Here is a 15,321-nt window from a genome sequence, read left to right as displayed (position 1 = left end):
GAGGACAAACGTAACGCGTAACGAAGAACAACAATCTTTTGTTGGGAGGAATGAGATGAAGCGGTCAAGCAAGAATGTAGTGATTTTCATGCTATTCGTGCTAGCAACTTGGATGCTGACACCCTATTATGCAATGGCTTACGACGATGCTAGCAATGCTGTCATGCTCGATGTTGTACAGGAGGGAAATTCGATCCAACAAGATACGCCTTCGGTTGTTGACGCCACATATGGTGGAGAACAGCCCAAATCTGCATCTATGCCTACTGTCATTGATGTTACTTACTATGGAGCAAAGCCGAATTCGCAGGAGGATGCGGCATCTCCCGTCCAGCGGGCGATTGCTGCTGCGGCGGCTATGGATGGCCCTGTGATTCTTAACTTCCCGGAAGGCAGATATGATTTTTATGCGGAAGATGCGGAGAAGCGACCCTATTACATTTCCAATACAGCTTCCGAGAGCGAGAATCCAGATGTAACGAAGACGATTGGCTTGCTGCTTAAGGATATGAAGAACGTAACGGTTGAAGGCAATGGGTCATTGTTTATGCTGCATGGGAAAATGACGACCTTTGTCATCGATCAAAGCGAAGATATTGAGATTCGCAATGTGCGCGTTGATTATGAGCGACCGACGATGTCGGAAGTGAAGGTGCTGGAGATCGGCAGTAACTATATGGATGTTGAGGTCAATCAGGATTCCTTATATGAGATTCGCGGCGGTCAAGTCTTTTGGGTGAGCGAACCGAATAAGGCTGGAGCGCGTTATTGGGAGTTCAAGGACGGAATCGCCCAAGAGTATGATCCAGACCAAAATATCACATGGAGAACAGGCAATCCCGTATCCAGCGCGACAAGCGTGCAGGAGTTGAAAGCCAATACGCTGCGGCTGCATTATAATCAGGCTCCGAATACTACGGTAGGGCATGTATTTCAAATTCGAGACGGGGTTCGCAGTCAGGTAGGCTCCTTCATTCATAAGAGCAAAAATGTCACGTGGAAGCATGTTACGATGCACTATACGCATGGTCTAGGTATCATTGGACAGTTCAGCGAGAACCTGACATTCGAGGACATGACGTTCGCACCGCGCGCGGAAACGGGACGTACCGCAACCGGATTCGCTGACTTCATCCAGGCATCAGGCGTGAAGGGCAAGCTCAAAATTATGAACAGTACTTTCCGTGGGGCTCATGATGATGTCATTAATGTACATGGGACTCATCTTGAAGTGGTGCGCAAGCCGGCACCGAATCAGATCGTCGTTCGCTTCATGCATCATCAGACGTACGGATTCGAGGCGTTCTTCCCTGGTGATGCGATCGAGTTCATCGATAACAGAACCCTTACGTCTGTAGGCAGCGGCAAGGTCGCTCAGGCAGAGCGGATCAACGACCGTGAAATTACCCTCACCCTTGAGGAGGATGTACCTTCAAGTATGGGAACAGGCGTTGTAATCGAGAATGCCACCTGGGCGCCAGAGGTCGAAATTAAAGGAAATCACTTCTCGCGCATTCCGACGCGAGGAATTCTTCTATCCACGCGCGGCAAATCTATCATTGAAGACAATGTGTTCGAGCGCATGCAGATGAGCGGAATCCTTATCGCCAGTGATGCGCAAACCTGGTACGAATCCGGGATGGTTCAAGATGTAACGATTCGCAATAATACGTTCATCGAGAACGGGAATCCGGTGATTCAGATTCATCCTGAGAATACGAAGTATGCAGGGCCTGTGCATCGCAATATCAACATTGAAGGCAATACGTTTCAGATGCTAGACAATACCGTACTGTTCGCTAAGAGCACGGACGGCATTCGTTTCTCCGACAACAAGATTACGAGAACGCACCCCAACATGAACCCCAATGAGCAAGTCGCATTCCACCTCTTAGAGAGCAATCATATTTCAATAGAAGGCAATCAATTCGAAGGCGAAGGTGTAAATCGAACCGTTCTTCTGGACAGGACGCCTGCGGATGAGGTCACAATCTCCCCAGAACAGCAGTTGCATGTGAATGATAAGGGAGTGCTGAAGAGTATTTCGATTGCAGCGGGCAACGACCAGATGACAGTGAAGGCAACAGCTTCAAGCGAGGCGACGCAGTACAATGGTGATGCCAAATACGCGATCGACGGCAATCCATCGACGTTCTGGCACAGCCAATGGGTTCCGTACGCACCACTTCCGCAATCGATTACGCTTGAGCTCAGCATGAAATCAGTCGTTAGCGGTTTAAGCTATCTTCCGAGACAGGAAGGGTATAACGGGAACATCACTGCTTATAAAATATATGCAAGTACAGATGGAGCGCAGTTTACTGAAATCGCGAGCGGCAGCTGGTCGTCCGATTCTTCGGAGAAATCAGCAGCATTCCAACCTGTGACAGCTTCGTTCATCAAGCTGGAGGCTACTGAAGGCGTCGGCGGCTTCGCATCGGCAGCGGAGGTTCAATTAGAGAGCCGAGTGGAGCGGGATTATACGGTTGGGCAGAGCTTTCAATTAGGGGTAAGAGGCACGACGGTTGGCGGATATGCCGCAGATCTGACGAAGGCAGTCATTACCTACTCGAGCGACAACCGGGCCATTGCCCGAATCGATAACAACGGTGTCGTGACGGGCTTGCAAGCCGGAACGGCTAACCTTACAGCGACCGTAAATTTACGTGGAAATGTGGCGGAACAGACGATTCCTGTGACGTTCAAGCCGCAGCAGGGAACTCCTGTGGAGCGAATTATCGTAACCGGTCACAATGGGATGCAAGAGATTACGGCTCCATTCGGTACGCTGCTCATGCAGGCGAAGCTTGAACCGCAGCATGCTGATAAGCAGGCGGTTGAATGGAGGGCGTACAATCCAGGCACGACACAAGCCTCGCACGTCGCCGCGATTGACAGCAATGGCCTGTTAACAGTGAAAGCTAACGGGATTGTTGAGGTTCGAGCTGAAGCAACCGATGGATCAGGTGTGTATGGCAAAGCGCTCATTGCAGTAAGCGGCCAACTGACACTCAATTCCGTATGGACATGGATCAGGGAAAATAAAGAGGCTTGGGCGCTTGATGCCGAGCACAACAACATGAAGATCAAGACAGAGAAAGGGAATCTGTGGAGGGACGCCAATTCGAACAAGAATATACTTCTTTATGCGCCATCTACCAAAGATGTTACGTTGATTACGCGGTTGACCTTCAAGCCGACGAAGGCGTATGCCGAGGGAGGACTGCTGATCTACGGCGATGATGATAACTACTTCTATATGGCCAGAAAGAACCATCCGGGCTATGGAGGAGCCATATTCTCGGTCATTTCTGAGTCGAATGGAGCTCCGCAAGAGCAGGTAACGGCAGATCAGATTCAGAGCGATACGGTATATCTAAAAGTAACAAAGGAAGGCAATCGGTATGCAGGCTACTATAGCACGGATCTTACGACATGGACGCAAATAGGGGGTGCATATGAAAATGCAACGATTGCGAATCTCCATGTCGGATTGTTCGCCAATAATGCAGGCGGAAGCCCAGGTGAGTATGGGGATACTGCTGAATTCCAAGACTTCCGACTGAACGATAGCATCGTACCGTTCACAGGCTATGCCCTTGATCCGACTTCGTTGAACGATACGATCACGCTAGCGAACAAGATCTATCATGCAGCGAAGGCTGGAACTGAACCGGGGCAATATCCGCAGAAGGTGATTGATGGGCTGCGGGCTGCTATCGAAGCAGCTGCTAAGGTTGCTCATGATGCAGGAGCGACGCAGCAAGAAGTGAACAGAGAGGCCGTAACCTTGATGGAGGCGCTTGATACGTTTCATAGCGGCGTCATTCCGGGGGAAATTACAGCAATTCGCATGAACGATCGACTCCTTACGGACTTTGCGCCAGAGAAGACATCCTATCATATCGAATTGCCCGTAGGGACGGCAGAAGTGCCTATTGTCAGCGCGGAGGCCAATGATCCACGCTTGCGGGTAAGCGTCATTCAAGCCTTGGAGCTGCCGGGAACGGCTGTGATTCGAGTCATGAATGAGGATTTCAAATTACTGCGCAGCTACTCGCTCCATTTCAAGATGGCGACGGTTCCCGAACCGGGTTCCCCATCCGGAGGATCGTCTGGAGGTTCTTCCTCCAGTGGATCTAACGGAGCATCTACTGGCAGCAGCGGCTCAAATAATGGTTCGGGCAATCAAACGGGCACAGGTGAAGGATCTGCCAGTGGCTCGACAGGGACGAAGAAGATCGCCCTCAAGGATATTTCCGGGCACTGGGCCCAAGCTGCGATTGAGCAGGCTGTTGCACAGGGGATCGTTACCGGATATGTAGACAGTACCTTCCGTCCGAATGAGCGGGTCACACGGGCCGAGTTCGCGGCAATGCTTAGTCGCGCCTTGAAGTTGGATGGGGATGGTTCGAAGCTGCTGGATTTCATCGATCTCGACAAGATTCCAGTCTGGGCTCGGCCGTACGTGGCCAGCGCCGTCACTGCGGACATTATTACGGGGTATTCGGATCATACCTTCCGTGCAAGCCATCCGATCAGTCGTACGGAGATGATCGTGATGATCGCTCGCGCGTTAGGACTGAAGGCAGATTCGCAAGCACAGCCTCCATTCGCTGATGCGGAGCAGATACCTATGTGAGCCAGGGTGCATGTATCCGCAGCATATGCGGCAGGTTTTATTCGTGGGCAGCAGGGCAACAAGCTGGCTCCAAATAACCCGGCGACGAGAGCGGAAGCGGTAACTTTACTTGTTAAGGCTATATCAAGTAAACACTAGCTGTTCGCGTATTGCATGCAAGCCGGATCTCTTTTAAATAGTAGTGTTAATAGATGAAGAAGCAGCCTTTTAATCTTAGAAGGCTGCTCCTTTTTTTTGATATACGCGAATCAACGACGCTACATCTCCCATTGCTAGCATTTTCAGCATATCTATCAGGCACTATTTTTTAAAATTTGATTTAGCAGAATGCATAATTTACAGGAAGAGTATATCGTTCTAGCATAAATGAATGATTCGGGATTCTCTTACAGATTCTCGAATTTCTTGCATGTCTGATAATGTGCAATTATTTGGAAATAAGTAGTTTACAATGCGCGAGAATCGATCTATTATTGTCTCAAATGGATATAACTAGCATATTAAGACGTGATAAACTCCATTTCGTTTTAATTGAAAAACGAATCTATGTAATGGAGGAAATGGAAATGAAAAAGAAAATGTTTACGTTATTGCTCGCTATTTTGGTGTTCGCCGCCGTTCCGATTACGGCATTCGCATCAGGTGCGATGGTTGAGAGAATTACGAACAGTGCAGGCTATAAAGCCGCGCAAACGTGGTTCAAAATGCCGGATTCGATGTACGTTGCGCCAGAGACGTACCCATCCGTATTTTGGACATTCGATACGGTCGCGCCGAATGGCACTTATTATAACTTGGATTTCGGATTGCAATATGCGAACGGAGGCTGGAGATTTCAATACTTTGGGGGTGCTACCCAAGGCGGCGTAGCACGAAATGGCACGACCTTCAATACTTGGTCAAGTGCATACGGCTCAAATTCATGCTCAATCAGCAGCCCTTGTGCCAGCACTACATACGGCCATAGTCCGACGGTATTAAGTTATCAGCCCGGCCAAACAATTCGCTTGGACGTCAATTTCGTGACGCTGTATGGCGCGAATGCAGGGGCAGGCGTGCAGGTCGATATCTATAATACTTCGAACAACCTGCTGGCTCAAGCCGTAATCCCGATCGAGCAGGGATTTAAGGACGGAGCCGAAACCAAGGGAGCGAGATTCAACCGGCAATTCAATATGGTAACAACTGCCCATCACCCCGATCAATACAAGAACAATGGCTCGTATGCATATAATGCGAAATTTTTGAACGCTTCCCTTGTGACGACGTCTGGAAGTTGGGTGAGCATGACGCCATATAATAGTTCTGCCATTGTGAAGTTCGAAGGATTCGACTCTATGAGCACAGACGGAAAGATATTCCACTGGTCGGAGCTTGCTAATAGTTATGTCCACGATAATATCGGATATAGCTTCAGGTAATGTCCTGGACGCTTCAAGAGATCGACAATCTAGCGTCAAGAAAGAATGAAAGAGGGCACTTACGATCTATATCAGAAAAGCAAAAAGAAGCGGCTTTCTATAGCAGAGATGGAAGGCAGCTTCTTTTTTTTTGTTATATTCGAATCAATGACGCTACATCTCCCATTGCTAGCATTTTCAGCATATCTATTAGGCATTTTTTCAGAAAAATTTGTTCTGGATCATATGCATAAAAATTGGTAATATTGGATAATGATAAATAAGTTTGTTCTGCTTTGGAATACATGAATGCTTGATTTCTTCTCCTACAGTACAAACCTCTCCGTCGATTCTCAGGGAAAGGAAGAACGGTTAGCTTAGCAATAATTACCTATATCTCAGGATTCAATAGACATGTTAAAATCGTTCTTAACCTAAACATAGATAGCATAAAAATTGGTATGGGATGTAAATGTTTTCAATAATTACTGATTGTGTTTGCTTTTGCGTACCAGAGCATAGGGGGAATAATATTGAATAAGCTTTTCCGAAAGAAGTCATTGAGCCTCATGCTTGCGCAGAGCGAGAAAAAAGAATTGGCACGGGCGATGTCTTTGCTCGATTTGATTTTTCTTGGCGTAGGCTGCGTGATCGGGACAGGGATTTTCGTTGTTACGGGCGTCGTAGCGGCAGAATCTTCGGGGCCAGCGATCATGCTATCATTTGTTGTAGCCGGTATTGCCTGCGCACTTGCTGCATTTTGCTATGCGGAGTTCTCCTCGGCAGTGCCCGTCTCGGGAAGCGTATATACATTTACGTATGCAACATTGGGAGAATTGCTAGCTTTCCTTATCGGCTGGGATCTCATGCTCGAATATGTAATCGCGGTTTCCGCAGTCGCTACGGGATGGTCTGCGTACTTTCAATCTCTGCTTGCGGGCTTTAACCTGCCGATTCCAGACATTATATCCTCTGCTCCCAGTATGGGGAAAGGCGGCCTTATTGATTTGCCGGCGGTTCTTATCATTTTGGCAATCACAGCGCTCGTCAGTAAAGGAGTCAAGGAAAGCATTAAGTTCAACACGGTCATGGTGTTCGTGAAATTAGCTATTATCTTGCTGTTTATCGCAGTCGGAATATGGTATGTAAAGCCTGATAACTGGACGCCGTTCATGCCTTTTGGATTTAGTGGTGTGATGACGGGGGCGGCTACTGTGTTTTTCGCCTATATTGGGTTCGATATTATCGCTACGGCATCGGAAGAAGTGGAAAACCCCAAAAGAGCGTTGCCAATCGGGATCATCGTATCTCTGCTCATTTGTACGATTTTATATATTACGGTATCCGGGGTATTAACCGGGATGATTCCATATACCATGCTCAATGTCGGTGCGCCGGTTGCATTAGCATTGGAATCCGTAGGGCAGAACTCGATAGCGGGGATCATATCAATCGGAGCGGTATTTGGCATTACGACCGTAATCCTTGCCATGATTTATGCTCAAGTCCGCTTGTCGTTCGCTATGAGTCGTGACGGCTTGTTGCCGAAAATGTTCTCGCAAGTGAATGCCAAGACCAAAACTCCAATCGGCAACACATGGTTAACCGGGTTCGTTGCGGCAGGCATTGCAGGTTTTGTTGATCTAACCACGCTTGCGCATTTGGTGAATATGGGGACATTGGCTGCGTTTACATTAATCTCGGTCGCTATCATTGTCTTGCGCAAGAAGTTTCCTGAATTGAAGGCTTCATTCCGTGTTCCGTTCGTACCCGTGCTCCCTATCATTAGTGCGCTGCTTTGCCTGTACCTTGCATCCAGCTTGCCTTATATGACGTGGATCTCATTTATTATATGGATCGGCATTGGCACGATTATATACTTTATGTATTCGCGTAAGCACAGTAATCTGAATTAATAAAATGTTCTTTTGCATATTTGAAAACAAGGGGGTGTCCAAGTCTTTATAGACTTTTGAGACACCCCCTACTTCATTACCGATATCCATGTAGAATAGCTGCTGAACCCTCCGGACGAGAGGGTTCACGTTCCTCATTCTGCCTCACATCAGCGTATATGACGTAGGGTAGACGACGACCCGTTTGACAAGTGGTGGCATTTCGACGTCACCGTCCCTGTTCAGGATGAACGGCGTATGTCAGTGGGACAGGGCTTCTGTCTTGACGGGTCGAAGGCGCGCAGTGAAATGCCGCAATATCGGCGGTTCGTAGGTGAATTCTAATCCCGTTAGTGTTCCTGCCCGATCCTTGATTGCAATCAAGGCATCCGCAATAACATCCATATGGTTATTCGTATAGACACGGCGCGGAATCGTCAAGCGCAGCAATTCAAGCTTGCTCTCCAATTGCTCGCCAGTCGCAGCGTCACGTCCCAGCAGAAAGGAACCGATCTCAACCCCCCGTATCCCTGCTTCAAGATATAGCTCATTCGCCAGCACCTGGGCCGGGAATTGGGCCGCAGAAATATGCGGCAGCATCTTCTTCGCGTCTACGAAGACGGCATGGCCGCCCGTTGGCGTCTGGAACGGGATTCCGCCTTCCTCGAGGCGTCTGCCGAGATATTCGATCTGGCCGATGCGATAAGCAAGATACTGCTCGTCGATGCCTTCGCGCAGCCCGCGGGCAAGAGCTTCCATATCGCGGCCGGTCAAGCCGCCGTAGGTCGGAAAGCCCTCCATCGGCACTGTCATCGAACGCGCTTGCGTAAATAAGGTTTCATCCTCTTTAAAGGCTAGCAAGCCGCCGATATTGACAAGCCCATCTTTTTTAGCGCTCATCGTGAATCCTTCGCCATAAGAGAACATTTCACGGACGATATCAATAATCTCTTTATCTTCATAGCCTTGCTCGCGTTTCTTGATAAAGTACGCATTCTCTGCATAACGCGCGGCATCAAAGAAAACGCGAATCCCGTTCTGCTTCGCAATGGCGGATACCTCACGGATATTTTCCATGGATACGGGCTGGCCGCCGGCGCTGTTGTTTGTCACGGTAATAAGAATAAATGCGATATTTTCTGCTCCTTTTTCAGCGAGCGCATGGCGCAGCTTATCCACATCAAAGTTTCCTTTGAACGGGTAAGGCGTCGTCGTGTCATAGGCTTGTTCGGTAACAAGATCAACCGCAATCCCGCCAGCCAGATCGACATGCGCACGCGTTGTATCGAAATGCCAATTGCTCAGGACATACTGTCCTTTTTGAATAAGCAGCGGAAACAGCACCTTCTCAGCGCCTCGTCCCTGATGCATGGGAATTACATGCTGATAGCCTGTAATCTGTTGCACCGCGTCGCACAGATGATAATAGTTGCGGCTGCCTGCGTACGATTCGTCGCCCAGCATCAGGCCTGCCCATTGGTTGTCGCTCATCGCGGTCGTACCGCTATCGGTCAACAGATCGATATACACTTCGTCCCCGCGCAGCAGGAATGGATTATATCCCGCCCGTTCAAGCGCCTTTTCCCGTTCTTCCCGTGAGATCATGTTCAACGGCTCCACCATTTTGATTTTAAACGGCTCTGCGAATCGCGCCATTCCAACACCTCCGTCATTGAAAAGTTTTTATTCAACGTACAGCTTGGAAGTCCTCTTACATATATCCAATATTTTGAAATCAATTTCATTATACTGGTAAAGTATAATGCTTTCAATCAGAGGATCCCCGGCACGATTCGGGCAGAGTGTTCGCTGTTTATATGTTGTTCAACTCCATAATCTCGCCATTTGCAGCATTCACCGCATAAGCACAGTCTAATTTTCCGCATAATACATACTTCTTCTGTTCAGGATGATACACGTAGACCGGCGTAAGCTTAATGAATCCCTTTTTCTTCAGCTTCACATAGGCTTCATCCTGACTAATGACAACCTCATCTGCTGCTTGAAAATCATCGAACATTTCGATAAATGGCAGGTTGTCCATTGCATTTACAGTCACAAAGCGCTGCGCATCAATGAACAGAACCAGCTTGCGCTGGAATACGCGCTTGCTTGGCGCCTGCTCCCGCAATATCGCTTCTATATATCCCCGATGACGATGCAAGGTTTTTAACACCCATTGTCCGGAGTCGTTCGGATAAAGTTGGCTCATTCCTTCAACAACCGCTGCGACCGCCTTCTCTTGCTCTGCTCCGGTAATCGGGAAGGAGTCGGGATGCGGCTCACTCGATACCGCTTGTTCGGCGGTGACCGTCTCCCGCCACTCGATGTCCACCTTTTCCAAAGGCTGCGTGCTGGCCTGTTCCCATTCGATGACCTTATCGATATTCAGCCGCGAACCCGCATGGATAATGAATTCGAACGGAATGACGGAAGCTCCGTCGTTCGTCACATAAATCTCCTCGATCCCATAGAGCGGAAGAAGGCGTTGTTCCTCGTACGCCGGATATTCGAGCAGCTTCAGTTGCTCCTTAGCTAGCGGCTCGACTTGTTCAAGGGAGAGGGTAAACGCTTCTTTTTGAATCAATGACTTGGAAGCATAGAATCCATACTTGGAATACTGTACGAGCTTGTTGGCTTCATCGAAGTGGATCTCGATATGTCCGCCAGGAGATACAGGGGTTCCGTCGACGCATTCATGGAAGACATATTGGCCATTCTGGTGGCGAGAGAGCTGAAACTGCTTGCCATAGACGAGTTCACTATCTCTCTCGATCCACGCAATGATCTCTTCTAAGCCGATGTTCGGATAAGAGGGGCTGTTCGCATACGATTTCCCCTGTACAAAAATAACACTCGTATATTGACCAGCAGTCAGGTCATAGGATATTACGGCTGTCCCTTCGGGATTGCTATCTTCCTCCACGGACTCCTTCACATAGGGCGGATACCACTCCATGCTGAGATAGTAGGTCGTCTCATTGAATAGATTCACTTCCCGGTACAATTCTTGCGTGTGCAAGCGGTAATCCTCTAATCCGAACTTATGCTGTGTGGCCTGGATGATTTCTTGAATATTTATAGTCATTCATGTTAACTCCTCTAAATATTATTGCTGATATCATACCATTTTCAATATAAAAGTAGATGAATGCAGCGTAAGCGAAAGTGAGGAAGTTATAGCGCTAATAAGATAGTATCAGAATCAAGATTCGACAAAGGAATGGTTCGCTGTACCTATTGAGAGAAGTAGATGCAATTTCCTATACTAAAGTCGTTATCAATAACAAATTGATAGGAGGCGTATAATGAATCGCAACTTTCCGTTCTCGCACAAGCTTCTGCTCAAAAGTTTAAGCGCTGTTCTTGGTGCGGCAATTCTCACAGCAGCGCCACTAGGATCATCTTCTACAGCTTATGCGGCAAGCAGCACGAATTCGTCTCAGGTACAAGCTTGGCAGACCAACAAGGCTTACTCTGCAGGTGATATTGTATCCCATCAAGGCAAGATTTATGAAGCGAAGTGGTGGTCCTACAATAGTATCCCTGATGCAAAAGTAACGAACGAATGGGACACCTCATGGAAGTTATTGAAGGACAACAACGAAGATACTACACCTCCTACCGCTCCAACGAATCTCGTATCAACCGAGCAATCCTCCACCTTTATTACACTTACTTGGACAGCTTCAACAGACAATGCAGCCATTTCTCATTATGATGTTCTCCGAAATGGAGCTAAAGTAGGCAGCACCATCGCCAAGAAATTCTCAGACTATGAATTGGAAGCGGATACAGGATATCAATACGTCATTCGCGCTGTGGATACATCAGGCAACTATACCGATAGTTCAGCGATAAGCGCAGCAACGAAGGGCGGCCCGGTCATTGATATAGGCGTAGGAGAGAGCCGTGTGCTGACCGACGACCAGATCAGTCAGCTGTGGAACGGCATTAATCCTGCCTTCCTGCCGGATGCGGCTGCAGCGGAGGTGCAAGCAGCTATTCCGAAGGCGGAATATGAGTCCACGTTCCCACTGCGCTACGGTACACCGGAATGGGATGCAAAAGCGAAGGGCAACTACTATTACAAGCCGAACCAGTCCGACTATTATTCCTATGACAATCTCGTAGCAGCAGTACGAGAGATTGCGAATATTAAGTATAAGGAAGTCGTCCGCGAGGGCTATCCGAACGTGAAGCAAATTTACCGCCTGGACAAGCAGGCGAAGACCGAAACCTTGCTCTTCCAAGCGCCAGACTTCAATGATGCCAGTCATTCGAATTTGCCGAAGCTGACGCGGATCGTGGATTTCGGCAGTTTCCTGGGTGAGGGGAGCAGTAATGACCGCAAGCGTGAGCTTGCTGGGTTCCTAGCGAACATCGCTCATGAGACAGGCGGCGGCTGGTCTACGGCACCAGGTGGCGAGCTGCGCTGGGCGCTGTTCTTCAATGAAGAGCTAGGCTTCGTCAATACGGACAAAATCGGCTATGTAGATGAGGACAACCTGTTCTGGAAGCCAGTACCGGGCAAGTCCTATCATGGGCGCGGTCCGATTCAGCTTAGCTGGAACTATAACTATGGCTTGATTAGCTCCATTGTATATCGCGATCCTAGTGTACTGTTGAATGATCCAGACAAGATTACAGCAGATGGGAAGCTCGGCTTCATTACGGGGCTGCTCTTCTGGTTGACCCCACAGGATCCGAAGCCTTCCAACCATGACATCATGACAGGGCAATGGACGCCTACGGCAGATCAGTTGGCGAAGGGGCTCGTGCCGGGATTCGGGGCCACCATTATGGTCATCAACGGCGGTCAAGAAGCGAATTTGCCGGAGACGGCTGATCCAGTACGCCGCCGCGTCGCGCACTATCGTGATCTTACGACACGCATGGGTGCGAACATTGATGGCGAGAAGCTGGATACTGCGGGCATGCAGCCATTTTAATTTGGAAATAGCGAGCCACAATTTAAGAAGCTGTCTGACGGGTGGAGATTTCTACTTGTTGGGCAGCTTTTTGTATGTTTTGCAGGTAATGAAATTCATGTGATGTAGAAATGACTTATAGCACGAGGGTATTACCAATTTATTCAAATGAAAACGTTCGATTGTATGATATATTGTTGTTTGTATCTTCCTTATATAGCTAAATTATTGAAGAGTGTCGAAATGATGGGGAAACGTGACTGCATATAATGAATAGCTCGTTAAGAGAGAGAATGCAGGGGGAATGATATCAAATGAAAATCCGATTGGTAGGTCTTCTATTATTTATCGGGATTATAGGGGCAGTAATAGTTACGGCTCTTACATGGAATGATAGCGTTACGGAAAAGGCGATTAGCAAGAAAGAAAAGCAGCTTCACGAACCAGCGGTTCTAACGAAGGAGCAGCAAAAAGCGATCAAAGACATCGAATTTTTGTATAACAAAATTGCAGACACCCATCCTGCCACCGTAAATGGAGTACCAGAGGAACTGAAGGCCCAATACGAACAAGTACTGAAGGAAATTAAAGAAAAGAAAGATCAGATATATCGCAAAGATATTTACTTCTGGGGACAATCCGTTATTGCTCAACTGCATGATGCCAATTCAGGGTTTGTAACCAGTTTAAGCTTTCGAAAGCGCAACATTCCCATTCTATATAAATGGTATGAGAACGGGGTGTATATCTACCACAGTAATGAGGAAGATTTGAAGGCTGGAGATAAAATCATTTCTATTGGCGACAGAACAGTCGAAGAGTTGGCCCAAGAACTTATCAAATATATCCCTAGTGATAATGAGATGTTTTTGCTCGCTTCGTTGGAAATGTCAACCTTATTGGCTGAAGAGGTATATTTGGAGAAGTTAGGTTTGATTGAAAATAAAGATTATGTTGTCTATACCATCATGAGAGATGGGAAAAAGCTGCGGCAGCCGGTTAGGTTGCAGGTGAAGCCTATTTCAGTGGGATATCCTTTGAATTATTCTCAAAACATAGATAAGGACAAAAACATAGCTTTATTAAAAATGAATGTGCTGAAGCCAGATGATGTGTATGATGCTGAATTAAAAAAGTTCTTCTCTGCTGTTAAGCACAATCAAATCGACAATGTCGTGCTAGACCTCCGTGATAATAAATCCGGTGGAAATATGAATGCTCTCGTGAAACTGCTCCAATATGTGAATGTGCAGCACTATCAATCCTTTGGGGTAACGCATAATTCACAAGTGGCGAACAGTGGAGGGGACATGGAAGAAATGGAAGAAATAATACGTTCAACACAGAATAATAATGTTCATAAAGAGCTTGTCTTTAAAGGGAAACTGTATGTACTTACCTCCAAAAATACATATGGCGGAGCATCATTGATGGCGGCGATTTTGCAAGATAATAAGATTGGGCAGGTGATTGGCGAAACGCCTGGAGGAAACGCGAATGCATACATTGCTTCCGTAAAATTCGATCTGCCTAACAGTAAATTTTCCATGTATTTGTCAAGTAGACAACTCGAAAGACCGGATGCTTCCAAAGGAGCAGCGCTTGTCCCTGATTATGTGGTGCCGTCAACCTACAACAAAACAAAACATGTGGATGAGCAGCTCGCCTTTGTCGAACAACTCGTGAACAAAAAATAAATAATGCGTACACTTGTCCCCAGCGTTTCCATGCGTCTGGGGATTTTCATTGCAATGGGCGAGAAAAGTGGAGTCTGAACAAACGTGAATAGGTGATTCGAAGCTTCCGCCCATGGATCTTGTCAGGTACAATGAATGCAGCAGCACTTCACAACAATTACCATTCATAAAAGGGGAGACAAGGGATGGTGTATATACGCCAAGCCGCAGTGCAGGATGTTCATATACTTAGTGAGCTTGCCTATGCATCCAAGGCGTACTGGGGTTATGATAAAGCATTTATGGAAGCTTGTCGGGAGGACTTGACGATTACCGAGGCGCATCTTACAGCCGCTCAATTATTTGTCGCCGAGGAGAATCGGCAGATTCAAGGATTCATTGCGCTCGAACAGGATCCTTCTCAGCGGGACAGGGGCCTAGTAACCTATTTGTTCATTCATCCGAATGCCATCGGTCGCGGATATGGACAAGCGTTATGGAACCGCATGGTCGATGCTGCTAGGGAATTGGGAATACGCGCGGTGCTCGTACATAGCGATCCGCATGCGGAGCCTTTTTACGTACGAATGGGGGCTAGACGAATTGGGGAAGTCGCTTCGACGGTATTCCCTGACAGGCATCTGCCTGTACTAGAAACCATAGTCTAAGATTCCATTTAGATGGATGCGGAACAACGGGCGACAAATCATGTGCACCACAACAGTTGTATATAGAAGTAAAGACCAGTATATGGAATGCCCTTCGAACTGTATCTAC

9 protein-coding genes are annotated in these 15,321 nt (G+C 47.6%); 7 read left to right on the top strand and 2 right to left on the bottom strand.

Going from position 1 to position 15,321, the window contains the following annotated elements; all coding sequences use genetic code 11:
* Nucleotides 1–55: 55 nt before the first annotated feature.
* The 4 genes from ABN764_RS19800 (at nt 56) to bcaP (ending at nt 7,958) form a co-directional block, all read left to right on the top strand.
* The gene (locus tag ABN764_RS19800) at nt 56–4,642 is read left to right on the top strand and encodes an alpha-1,3-galactosidase-related protein (RefSeq protein ID WP_446672842.1); all 4,587 of its coding nucleotides are present in this window, start codon (nt 56–58) and stop codon (nt 4,640–4,642) included.
* Between the two features lie 6 nt (nt 4,643–4,648).
* Nucleotides 4,649–4,780 (top strand): S-layer homology domain-containing protein, encoded by a 132-nt coding sequence (locus tag ABN764_RS19795; protein ID WP_446672841.1) that lies wholly within the window; start codon nt 4,649–4,651, stop codon nt 4,778–4,780.
* Nucleotides 4,781–5,208: 428 nt separating this feature from the next.
* On the top strand, nt 5,209–6,063 hold the full coding sequence (locus ABN764_RS19790; protein WP_021255454.1) for a hypothetical protein: 855 nt from the start codon (nt 5,209–5,211) through the stop codon (nt 6,061–6,063).
* 512 nt (nt 6,064–6,575) lie between these two features.
* On the top strand, nt 6,576–7,958 hold the full coding sequence (gene bcaP / locus ABN764_RS19785; protein WP_446672840.1) for a branched-chain amino acid transporter BcaP: 1,383 nt from the start codon (nt 6,576–6,578) through the stop codon (nt 7,956–7,958).
* A gap of 240 nt (nt 7,959–8,198) precedes the next feature.
* Here the strand turns inward: bcaP and ABN764_RS19780 are convergent, their stop codons facing one another.
* Nucleotides 8,199–9,593 carry a tryptophanase gene (locus ABN764_RS19780; protein ID WP_446672839.1) on the bottom strand — a complete coding sequence of 465 codons (1,395 nt, stop codon included), beginning with the start codon at nt 9,591–9,593 and terminating at the stop codon, nt 8,199–8,201.
* A 157-nt stretch (nt 9,594–9,750) separates the two neighbouring features.
* Nucleotides 9,751–11,025, bottom strand: a complete 1,275-nt coding sequence (locus tag ABN764_RS19775; RefSeq protein ID WP_446672838.1) for a hypothetical protein — start codon at nt 11,023–11,025, stop codon at nt 9,751–9,753.
* 220 nt (nt 11,026–11,245) lie between these two features.
* Here ABN764_RS19775 and ABN764_RS19770 point away from each other — a divergent pair, with 220 nt between their 5' ends.
* The 3 genes from ABN764_RS19770 to ABN764_RS19760 all read left to right on the top strand — a co-directional run bounded on the left by ABN764_RS19770 (nt 11,246) and on the right by ABN764_RS19760 (nt 15,212).
* The gene (locus tag ABN764_RS19770) at nt 11,246–12,889 is read left to right on the top strand and encodes a glycoside hydrolase family 19 protein (RefSeq protein WP_446672837.1); all 1,644 of its coding nucleotides are present in this window, start codon (nt 11,246–11,248) and stop codon (nt 12,887–12,889) included.
* A 293-nt stretch (nt 12,890–13,182) separates the two neighbouring features.
* Nucleotides 13,183–14,565 (top strand): S41 family peptidase, encoded by a 1,383-nt coding sequence (locus ABN764_RS19765; RefSeq protein WP_446672836.1) that lies wholly within the window; start codon nt 13,183–13,185, stop codon nt 14,563–14,565.
* 185 nt (nt 14,566–14,750) lie between these two features.
* Nucleotides 14,751–15,212: a GNAT family N-acetyltransferase gene (locus ABN764_RS19760; protein WP_446672835.1), complete on the top strand. Its 462-nt coding sequence runs from the start codon at nt 14,751–14,753 to the stop codon at nt 15,210–15,212.
* The last annotated feature ends 109 nt before the right edge of the window (nt 15,213–15,321 follow it).

The organism is Paenibacillus wuxiensis, assembly GCF_040195695.1.
Classification (GTDB): Bacteria; Bacillota; Bacilli; order Paenibacillales; family Paenibacillaceae; genus Paenibacillus_B; species Paenibacillus_B suaedae.
The sequence above is the reverse complement of the archived record's forward strand: the minus strand, read 5'-3'. Positions and strand labels throughout refer to the sequence as shown.

What these genes read in the sequence shown, in the direction of transcription:
- ABN764_RS19775 (WP_446672838.1), bottom strand. Translation starts at nt 11,025, where the DNA reads ATGACTATAAATATTCAAGAAATCATCCAGGCCACACAGCATAAGTTC.
- ABN764_RS19770 (WP_446672837.1), top strand. Translation starts at nt 11,246, where the DNA reads ATGAATCGCAACTTTCCGTTCTCGCACAAGCTTCTGCTCAAAAGTTTA.
- ABN764_RS19760 (WP_446672835.1), top strand. Translation starts at nt 14,751, where the DNA reads ATGGTGTATATACGCCAAGCCGCAGTGCAGGATGTTCATATACTTAGT.
- ABN764_RS19765 (WP_446672836.1), top strand. Translation starts at nt 13,183, where the DNA reads ATGAAAATCCGATTGGTAGGTCTTCTATTATTTATCGGGATTATAGGG.
- ABN764_RS19790 (WP_021255454.1), top strand. Translation starts at nt 5,209, where the DNA reads ATGAAAAAGAAAATGTTTACGTTATTGCTCGCTATTTTGGTGTTCGCC.
- ABN764_RS19800 (WP_446672842.1), top strand. Translation starts at nt 56, where the DNA reads ATGAAGCGGTCAAGCAAGAATGTAGTGATTTTCATGCTATTCGTGCTA.
- ABN764_RS19780 (WP_446672839.1), bottom strand. Translation starts at nt 9,593, where the DNA reads ATGGCGCGATTCGCAGAGCCGTTTAAAATCAAAATGGTGGAGCCGTTG.